Genomic DNA, 8572 nt, shown 5'->3' with positions numbered 1-8572 from the left:
GTGTGGTTCGTGGACAATCTGATCGGCTTCGGCGGCGTCACGGCCGGAAGACTTGGAACCACGAACCACACGAACCACACGAACAGGGGGGCCAACACCCGAGGTCCGGGATGAATCTGGGCCCCGGCCTGCGCCGGGGTGAGCGGGCGAAAGGCCGGCGAGAAAAGTTGTTCTTTTTTTGTTCTTTTCGTGATCCGCTGATATCCTCAGCCGATGTCCTTCACCTATCCGCGCAAGGAGATGATGGTCCGCGTCTGCGAGGCGGTGGAGAACGGGGCGCGGCTCCACCGACTGGGGGCGCGGCCCGGGTTCCCCTGCGCGCAGACGATCTATCGCTGGGCCAAGGCCGACGAGCCCTTCGCCAACCGGCTGATGTACGCGCTGCAGTGGCGGCGGGGGATGGAGGTCAGCGCCACGGCGGGGCCGGTGTTCGACGCCGAGCGGGCCGACGCCTTGCTGATGGCGGTCCGGCGGGGCGCGGCGATACGGGAGGTTCTGCGTCGCCCGGAGTTTCCAAATCGACGGCGGCTCAAGCGCTGGAAGTCGGAGCGGCCGGACTTCGCGCAGGCGCTGCAGGCGGCCTCCGCGGTCGCCCGTAAGATCAGGCTGCGCAAATGGGCGTTCTATGACGAGACCGTCGCCGACGAGATCATACGGCGCGTGGCGTTCGGTGAATTTGTGGCGGATGTGGAGGCGGACCCGGCGCTTCCAAGCCGGCCGATCCTGGCGAGGTGGCGGCGGATGCGGCCGGACTTCGACAAGGCCGTGCGGGCGGCCAAGCTGAGCGGGCGCCATCACCGTCTCCACAATCCGCGCCGCCTGACCGGGGTGTTGTTCGACGACATCCTGGACCGGCTGGCGAGCGGCGCCTGCCTGCGCGATGTGGCGCGGGACCCGAAGATGCCCTGCTACAGCACCCTGATGTATTGGCAGGCGCGCAATCCCGAGTTCGCCAGGATGGTGGCCTGGGCGCGGGAGATGGGCCGTGAGACGCGGGCGGCGGACGAGGTGGAGAGGGTGGATGCGTTGCTGGGCCACCCTCGGCCCCCTGATCGTCATGGCCGGGCTTGTCCCGGCCACCCATGACCTCCGTGGTTCAGCAAGGGTATGTGGCGTCGCCGGCGCAATCTGCGGGGAGCCGGAGATCATGGGTCCCCGGGACAAGCCCGGGGATGACGATCAGTTTCTTGAATTGTCGCGCGCGATGGAGCTGCCGGGCGTGGGCATGAATCCAGCGGGGATCAACGCGGTCTACATCTTGGCGAGCCGCAAGCACGGCACGCTCTATGTCGGCGTCTCCAGCAATCTCATCCGGCGCGTCAGTCAGCACCGGGAAGGCCTACGCCCCGGCTTTACCCTGACCTAAGGCGTCAAGCGGCTGGTCTGGTACGAACGCTACGATGGCATCGTCGAGGCGATCGCCCGCGAGGCGTCGCTGAAGAAGTACCGCCGAGCGTGGAAGATCAACCTGATCGAGGGCGATAACCCTCACTGGGAAGATCTCTATGAAAGCCTCTTCGCCGAACCACGCGGGTCGCTGACATCCTAACCCCGCGCGGTCACCAGCCAGCAGGCGGAGCTCATCGCCACCATGCCGTCGGTCTCGGAGGCCGCCAGGCGTTCGGCCACCGCCGCGCGGACCTTGGCCTGGGTCGGCTCGTCGGCCTGTTGCAGCACGGCCCCCAGGGCGCCCATGCGCAGGCTGAGCGTCATCAGGTCGGGCAAGGCGATGGGGGTGGGGACGTCCAGGGGGACGATCTCGATGTCGCGCCAGCCGCTGCGCGTCAGGATGCCCTGCACGCGCTCAGGCTTGGCGAAGGCCCAGCGGCCCGGCGCGTCGGGGTCGGCTTGCGGCATGGGGGGCAGAAAGGGGGCGGCGGCCTCGACGGGGGCCCCGGCCAGAGGGTTGTCGGCGGGGCTGCGCCAGCAGGCGAAGGCGAGCTTGGCTCCCGGCTTCAGCGCGCGGCGCAGGTTGGCGAAGGCGGCATTGGAGTCTGAGAAGAACATGACGCCGAAGCGGGAGATGGCGGCGTCGTAGGCGGCCTCTCCCAGGTCAAAGGTCTGGGCGTCGCCTTCGAGGAACTGCGCGTTGGCGATCCCTTGCGCCTTGGCCGCCGCGCGGGCTGCCTCCAGCAGAGGGGCGGAGACGTCGACGCCAAGGCTGCGGCCTTGCGGACCCACGCGGCGCGCCATCTCAAGCGTGGTGGCCCCGGCGCCGCAGCCGATGTCCAGCACCGCGCCTCCCGCGCCTGGGAAGCCTTCGGCCACGACGGCGTCGCAGATCGGCTGGTTCAGGCGGTCCATGAGGTCCTGAAGATCGACCCAGGCCTGGCCGCCGGCCTGTTTCCAAAAGGCGGCCTGGGCGGGGGTCGGGGGGAATTGGGCGGTCATGTCGGCTCCATGGGGCTTGCGGTCATCGGTCTGGCGAGCGCAATCTGCAAGTTCAAGCCGACTTGAGGTCAAGCGATGAGTGACATCGATATCGCGCAGTTGGCGCGGCGCTCCGGGGTGCGGGCCTCGGCCCTGCGCTATTACGAGGACAAGGGGCTGATCACGTCTTCGGGCCGGCGGGGCCTGAAGCGGCTGTTCGATCCCGATGTGCTGGAGCGCCTGGCCCTGATCGGCCTGGCCCAGGCCGCCGGCTTCTGCCTGGAGGAGATCGCCGCCATGCTGGCGGGCGAGGGCGGGCCGCGGATCGACAAGGCCGAACTGGCGGCGAAGGCTGATGTGCTGGACCGCCGGATCGCCGACCTTACCCGCATGCGCGACGGCCTGCGCCACGCCAGCGCCTGCCAGGCGCCCGAGCTGATGGGCTGCCCGCACTTCCGGCGGATCGTGCGGGTGGTGGGTGGGGAGGCGGCGCGGCGGTCGCGGTCGCGGTTCCGGGTGGAGGCGGTTTAGGGGGTCCGAGCCCTTCTCCCCTTGCGGGAGAAGGTGGCCGGTCGAAGACCGGTCGGATGAAGGGTCACGCTCCCCTCTCCGCTGATCCCGCAACGCCCTAAACCCGAGAGGTCTATCGACCCCTCATCCGACCCTGCTCCGCAGGGCCACCTTCTCCCGCAAGGGGAGAAGGAAGTAGGGTCACGGCATCTCGAAGACCAGCAGGCCGGGCTGGTCGAGTGGCAGTTGGGCCACGACCTTACCGTCTGGGTTCAGCACCGCCGTGGGGCCCCAGGCGACGCGGCCGTCGCGTTTGCCGGTGATGTCGGCGGACATCTGCCAGAGGCCGGTCTCGCGGCAGCGTTCGCCGCGGATGGGGTTGTGGCGGTCGCGCCAGGTCTCGGCGACGGCGCGGGGCAGCATGTTGTTGGCTGGGCAGACCAGCAGGGTCGCACCTGCAGCGGCGACCTTCTGGGCGGCTTGCGGGAAGTTGGTGTCGTAGCAGATGTTGATTCCGAACTTCAGGTCGGCGGCCTCGAAGACCGGGCAGTCGGTTCCGGGGCCGAAGAAGGTCTCCCCGGCCAGCAGGTGGGTCTTGCGGTATCGGCCCAGCAGCTTGCCCGCCTGGATGACGGCGGCGATGTTGAAGAGCTGGCCGTCGTCTTCCTCGATGAGGCCCAGGACGATCATGGGGCCCGTGGCCGGGAGGCGGGCGAGGATGTCGGTGAAGGCCGGGCCGGTGAGGTTCAGGGCGTGGCGCCGCGCCAGGGGTTCCTGGGTGAGGTAGCCCTGGAGGTAGCCTTCCGGGAAGACCAGCAGGTCGGCGCCCTGGGCGGTGGCGTCGGCGATGACCGTCAGGGCGTAGGCGAGCGCGGCTTCGACGTCCTCGCGGAACTCCGGGGTCTGGGCGGCGGCGATGCGGGTCATTGTCTGTTCGTGTGGTTCGTGTGGTTCGTGGTCGATCTTGATCCGCCTCCCGGCGTCGCGGCCGCAAGACTTGGAACCACGAACCTCACGAACCACACGAACAGGCAGGCCAACCTCACGAGTTATCCCCATCCGCTCATCCCGGCGAAGGCCGGGACCCAGGTGAAGCCCACATCGCCCTCAGGGGAGGGTGGGTTGGGATCACCTCGGAAGGCCGGAGATGAATCTGGGTCCCGGCCTTGGCTGCTTCGCGCCGCCCTTCGGGTCGCCGGGATGAGCGGATGGTGAGGTGAGAGCTAGGCGCTCACCACCACGCGCTGGGCGTTCTTGCTGAGCACCTGTTCGGCCTGGCGCATGATGTTGGCGACCATCTCCTGGCAGGTGGGGATGTCGTGGATCAGGCCCTGGCTCTGGCCGACGGTCCAGATGCCGCCGTCGGTGTCGCCCGCGCCCATCACGTTGGTGCGTCCGCGGACACCGGCCACCAGGTGGCGCACGTCCTCGATGGTCTTGGTCGAGTCCTGCTGGATCGCCACGACCTCTTCGGATACGGCGTTGCGGGCCACCCGGCTGGTGTTGCGCAGGGTGCGGTTGGTCAGCAGCGTGTCGCGCTCGGTGTTCTCGACGATCTTCTTCTTCACGTTCTCATGGATGGCGCACTCCTGGGTGGCCATGAAGCGGGTGCCCATGTTGACGCCGTCTGCGCCCAGCATCAGGGCCGCGGCCAGGCTGCGGCCGTCGGCCATGCCGCCCGAGGCGATCACCGGCACGTCGCCCAGCGCGTCCACCGTGGCCGGCAGCAGCACGATCAGGCCGACATCGTCCTCGCCCGGGTGACCGGCGCACTCGAAGCCGTCGATGGAGACGATATCGACGCCGTGGCGCGCGGCGGTCACGGCGTGGCGGACCGAGGTGCACTTGTGGATCACCTTGACCCCGGCCTCCTTGAAGGCGGGCAGGTGGTCGGTGGGGTTGCGGCCCGCGGTCTCGACGATCTTGATGCCGCTCTCGATAATGGCCTCGCGGTACTCATCGTAGGGAATCTTGTTCAGCGACGGCAGCAGGGTGAGGTTCACCCCGAACGGCTTGTCCGTCAGGCTGCGGCACAGCTCGATCTCGTCGAGTAACTCCTGCTTATTGCTGGAATGGTGGGCGGTGATGAAGCCGAGCGCCCCGGCGTTGGCGACCGCGGCCACCAGGCGCGCGTACCCGACGCCGGTCATGCCGCCCATGACGAGCGGCGTCTCGACGCCGAACATCTCGGTAATCCTGGTCTTGATCATATCTCGTCCCCTGCAGTGTGTTGGTCTCGTTGAGACCAGACTAGCAGGACGATCCTAGAACCCAAGCTCGGGATGACCCGCCGCGCCTTGCGCTTCCTCGGGCAGATGGCAGGTGAAGGTGGCGCCCGCGCCGGGCTCGCTCTCCAGGGCCACCCAGCCGCCGTGCAGCTCCACCAGGGACTTCACCAGCGCCAGGCCCAGGCCGGGGCCGCCGCGCTCGCGGCCGATGAAGCGGTCGAAGATGTGCGCCTGGACGTGGAAGGGGATGCCGCGGCCGGTGTCGGTGACCTGCAGCTGGATCTCGCCCAGGGCCCGGCGGGCCGAGATGGTGACGATCCCCTCCGGCGGGGTCTGGCGGATGGCGTTCTCGGTGAGGTGGTCCAGCGTCTGGGCCAGGCGCTTGATGTCGCCGCGGATCAGGCCGATGTCGTCGGGATATTCCACCTTCACCGTCACCTGGGCGGCGGCGGCCTCGTCGGCGCGCCGCGCGGCGGCGTCGTTCAGCAGCTGCGCGACGTGGACGTCCTCCAGGTCCAGCGCCATCTCGTCGGCGTCGATCTGGGCCATGTCCAGGACGTCGTCGATGGAGCGGGCCAGCTGGGTGGCGGCCGAACGGACGGCGGCGGCGTGGCTGCGGCCGCGCTCCGACAGGTTCTCCCCCGAGCGCTCCAGCAGTTCGGAATAGCCGATGATGGTGGTGAGCGGGGTGCGCAGCTCATAGGAGACGTTGCCCACGAAGTCGCGCTTCAGGCGCTCGGTTTCGGCCAGGGCCGCGGAACGGTCGGCCAGAGCGCTCTCCAGCTTGCGGGCGTCGGTGACGTCGCCAAACGCGATCAGGGTCGCGCCGTCGGGCAGGGGGCGGGACTGATAGACCACGATGCGGCTGTCGGACGTCTTCACCTCGCCGGAGATGGGGGCCCGGGCGGCGGGATCGGTGTCGGCGACGCGGCCCTTCAGCTCGCGCCAGAAGCCCATGTCGTGCAGGCGCGGGATGCAGAGCTCGACGACGCCCTCGAAGTCGTGGGCCAGCTCCAGCTGCTGGGGGGTGATGTTCCAGAACCGCTCGAAGGCCTCGTTGTGCAGGCGCAGGCGGCCGTCGGCGCCGAACACCGCCACGGCGTCGTTGAGCTTGTCCAGGGTGGCCTGCTGCACCTGGATCAGGGCGTTGTACTGGGCCTTCAGGCGCAGCTCGCCGGTGATGTCGGAGAACAAGAGCACGATGCCGCCCAGGGGGTGGACCTGGCGGCCGACCTTGAGCGTGCGGCCGTCGGGGATGGACCACATGTCGTCGGGCGAGGCGTCCAGGGCCTCGTAGCGGTCGAGCTCGGCGGCCTTCCACCGTCCATAATCAGCGGTTTCCGGTAGCCGCCGGCGCTGGCGCAGGCGGTCGAGGATCTCCGAATGGGTCGGGCGCTCGGCCAGCCAGGCGGGCTCCAGGCCCCACAGGTTGGCGAAGGCGGTATTGTGGAAGATCAGCCGCTTGGTCTTGGAGAAGATGGCCACCGCGTCGGCGATGTGGTTCAGCGTCTCGTCGTGGGCCTCGACGTGGCGCTTGAGGGCCTCGCGCAGCTCCTCCAGCTCGGAGACATCCTCGGTCCAGACCCCGACGCCGCCGCCCTCCAGGGGCTGGGCGGTGATCTGGAAGGCGCGGCGGCGTCCGGCGAAGGAGGACCAGCGTAGGGCCTCGCGCTTCTGGCCCAGGTTGGCGGCCTCGGCGGCGAGCGCGTCGGCGGCCTTGTCGAAGCTGAGGCCCTTGGCGGCGGCGTCGTCCAGGCTGGCGGCGTCGACGGCGGCCAGCCAGGCGGCGTTGACCCAGACCGGGCTGCCGTCGGCGGCGGCGACCCAGGCCGGGGTGGCGCGGGCGTCCAGGAAGGCGGCGAAGCGCGGGGCGGTCGGCAGGCCGGCGTCCTCCCCCACCACGGCCGACAGGCGCAACCAGGCCAGGGCGCCGGCGGCCCGGCCCTCGACCGCCACCATGCCGCCCGGTCCCTGGACCTCGAAGGCGCAGGCCTCGCCGCGCTCGAACAGGGCGCGCAGCCGCCGGGCATGGTCGGGGTCGGCGCGCATCAGGGCCGAGACTACGCCTTGCGGGTCAGGGTCGGCGAGGCCGAGCGCAGAGATGCAGGCGGCCAGGCTCTCCTCGCCGGACGCCAACAGGGCGTGGCCGTCCTCGACAGCCAGCAGGGCGGAATCGAAGGCCTCGGCCGAGGCCTGGGCGGCTTCGGCGCCGGCCTCCAGGGCGGCGATCTTCGTGCGCAGGACGTCGAGCCTGGCGTCGGACTGGCGGCGTTGGGCCAGGGCCCAGAGGGTGGCGCAGATGGCCAGCAGCACGGCGCCGGCGGCGGCGGCCAGGATCAGGTCCAGCTCGCTCATCGCGTCACCTGCGGCGCTGGTGCTTTTGCCTGCCGAATCATCAGGATGAACATAGGCGCTAAGGCGGTCTTCGGCGATAATCCAGCCATGACCGCGATCCTCTATCCGGTGGCCGCCGATGCGCAGGCCGCCCTGCAGGCGCCCATTGCCCGGGCGGCGCGCGAACGCGAGGCCGCCGCCGCCGCGGGCCAAGAGGTGGTCTTCGTCACGGAAGCCTTGGGCCCACCCTACGCCAGCCGCGAGGCGGCGCTGGCGGCCCATGCGGGCCGGGTGGAGGACGACCGGCCAGGCCGGGTCGTGGCCCTGGCCTCCGAGGACCGCTTCTGCCGGCTGGCCCAGATGATCGAGGGGCGGCCCCCGCCCCCGGTGCAGCCGAGCTTGAAGGACGGTCGCCGCTGGCCCGAGCCCAAGGCCGCGCCCAAGACCGTCTGGCGGCTGCAGGTGAGCTACTGGCGGCTGGCCTCCGCGGCTAAACCGGCCGACGGACCCCAGGCCCGCGCCGCCCGGCGCAAGGCCAGCGAACCCCTGGACTACCAGGCCCTGGCGGCGCTCGCCCGCACCCCCATGCGGCCGGTCAAGCCGCAGCAACCCCTGGATATCGGTCTCTTCGAGACACGGCCCCCCGAGGCGCCGCATATCATCATGCCTGATGAGTAGCCCCCCCGACGCCAGCGGCCTGGCCCCCTCCCTCGACGATCTGGCGGCGCTCGCCGAAGCCGCCTTCGCCGCCCTGCCGGGCGACTTCCGCAAGATGACCGGGGACGTGATCTTCCGGGTCGACGACTTCGCCGCCAAGGAAGTGCTGGACGAGCTGGGCATCGAGGACGCCTTCGAGCTGACGGGTCTCTACCAGGGCGTCGACATCGGCCGGCGCACAGTGTTCGATCCGCAGCCGCAGCCCTCGATGATCTTCCTCTACCGCCGGCCGATCCTGGACGAATGGGTCGACCGCGGCGACGTGACGCTGGCCGAACTGGTCAGCCACGTCCTGGTCCACGAGATCGGGCACCACTTCGGCCTGTCGGACGACGACATCGACGCGATCGAGGCTGATTAATTCCTTCTCCCCTTGCGGGAGAAGGTGGCCGGTCAGCGACCGGTCGGATGAG

At 69.8% G+C, this 8572-nt stretch carries 9 protein-coding genes; 5 read left to right on the top strand and 4 right to left on the bottom strand.

What is annotated here, in order from left to right; translation table 11 throughout:
- Positions 1-213: 213 nt before the first annotated feature.
- Both RMO97_RS17875 and RMO97_RS17870 read left to right on the top strand, forming a co-directional pair.
- Positions 214-1086 (top strand): hypothetical protein, encoded by an 873-nt coding sequence (locus RMO97_RS17875; RefSeq protein ID WP_310542370.1) that lies wholly within the window; start codon positions 214-216, stop codon positions 1084-1086.
- A 61-nt stretch (positions 1087-1147) separates the two neighbouring features.
- The gene (locus tag RMO97_RS17870) at positions 1148-1366 is read left to right on the top strand and encodes a GIY-YIG nuclease family protein (protein ID WP_310542369.1); all 219 of its coding nucleotides are present in this window, start codon (positions 1148-1150) and stop codon (positions 1364-1366) included.
- 179 nt (positions 1367-1545) lie between these two features.
- Here the strand turns inward: RMO97_RS17870 and RMO97_RS17865 are convergent, their stop codons facing one another.
- A complete protein-coding gene (locus RMO97_RS17865; protein ID WP_310542368.1) occupies positions 1546-2391 on the bottom strand; it encodes a class I SAM-dependent methyltransferase in 846 nt (281 codons plus the stop codon).
- A 75-nt stretch (positions 2392-2466) separates the two neighbouring features.
- Between RMO97_RS17865 and RMO97_RS17860 the strand changes: the two genes are divergently transcribed.
- The gene (locus tag RMO97_RS17860; protein WP_310542367.1) at positions 2467-2901 is read left to right on the top strand and encodes a helix-turn-helix domain-containing protein; all 435 of its coding nucleotides are present in this window, start codon (positions 2467-2469) and stop codon (positions 2899-2901) included.
- Between the two features lie 180 nt (positions 2902-3081).
- Here the strand turns inward: RMO97_RS17860 and RMO97_RS17855 are convergent, their stop codons facing one another.
- The 3 genes from RMO97_RS17855 to RMO97_RS17845 form a co-directional block, all read right to left on the bottom strand.
- Positions 3082-3807 (bottom strand): carbon-nitrogen hydrolase family protein, encoded by a 726-nt coding sequence (locus RMO97_RS17855; RefSeq protein ID WP_310542366.1) that lies wholly within the window; start codon positions 3805-3807, stop codon positions 3082-3084.
- Between the two features lie 296 nt (positions 3808-4103).
- Complete coding sequence (locus RMO97_RS17850) at positions 4104-5090, bottom strand: nitronate monooxygenase family protein (protein ID WP_310542365.1); 987 nt, start codon at positions 5088-5090, stop codon at positions 4104-4106.
- A 54-nt stretch (positions 5091-5144) separates the two neighbouring features.
- Positions 5145-7463, bottom strand: a complete 2319-nt coding sequence (locus tag RMO97_RS17845; RefSeq protein ID WP_310542364.1) for an ATP-binding protein — start codon at positions 7461-7463, stop codon at positions 5145-5147.
- A gap of 87 nt (positions 7464-7550) precedes the next feature.
- Here RMO97_RS17845 and RMO97_RS17840 point away from each other — a divergent pair, with 87 nt between their 5' ends.
- Together RMO97_RS17840 and RMO97_RS17835 are read left to right on the top strand one after the other, a co-directional pair.
- Complete coding sequence (locus tag RMO97_RS17840; RefSeq protein ID WP_310542363.1) at positions 7551-8120, top strand: hypothetical protein; 570 nt, start codon at positions 7551-7553, stop codon at positions 8118-8120.
- The gene (locus RMO97_RS17835; protein ID WP_310542362.1) at positions 8113-8520 is read left to right on the top strand and encodes a metallopeptidase family protein; all 408 of its coding nucleotides are present in this window, start codon (positions 8113-8115) and stop codon (positions 8518-8520) included. Before RMO97_RS17840 ends, RMO97_RS17835 begins: the two co-directional genes overlap by 8 nt.
- Positions 8521-8572 lie beyond the last annotated feature (52 nt).

Origin of the sequence: Phenylobacterium sp., from assembly GCF_031425575.1 — a bacterium.
In the GTDB taxonomy this organism is placed as follows: domain Bacteria; phylum Pseudomonadota; class Alphaproteobacteria; order Caulobacterales; family Caulobacteraceae; genus Phenylobacterium.
Note: the sequence above shows the minus strand (reverse complement) of the source record. Positions and strands in the feature narration are given on the sequence as shown.

Coding starts and splice junctions, on each gene's coding strand:
- RMO97_RS17875 (WP_310542370.1), top strand. CDS start 214: ATGTCCTTCACCTATCCGCGCAAGGAGATGATGGTCCGCGTCTGCGAG.
- RMO97_RS17870 (WP_310542369.1), top strand. CDS start 1,148: ATGGGTCCCCGGGACAAGCCCGGGGATGACGATCAGTTTCTTGAATTG.
- RMO97_RS17865 (WP_310542368.1), bottom strand. CDS start 2,391: ATGACCGCCCAATTCCCCCCGACCCCCGCCCAGGCCGCCTTTTGGAAA.
- RMO97_RS17860 (WP_310542367.1), top strand. CDS start 2,467: ATGAGTGACATCGATATCGCGCAGTTGGCGCGGCGCTCCGGGGTGCGG.
- RMO97_RS17855 (WP_310542366.1), bottom strand. CDS start 3,807: ATGACCCGCATCGCCGCCGCCCAGACCCCGGAGTTCCGCGAGGACGTC.
- RMO97_RS17850 (WP_310542365.1), bottom strand. CDS start 5,090: ATGATCAAGACCAGGATTACCGAGATGTTCGGCGTCGAGACGCCGCTC.
- RMO97_RS17845 (WP_310542364.1), bottom strand. CDS start 7,463: ATGAGCGAGCTGGACCTGATCCTGGCCGCCGCCGCCGGCGCCGTGCTG.
- RMO97_RS17840 (WP_310542363.1), top strand. CDS start 7,551: ATGACCGCGATCCTCTATCCGGTGGCCGCCGATGCGCAGGCCGCCCTG.
- RMO97_RS17835 (WP_310542362.1), top strand. CDS start 8,113: ATGAGTAGCCCCCCCGACGCCAGCGGCCTGGCCCCCTCCCTCGACGAT.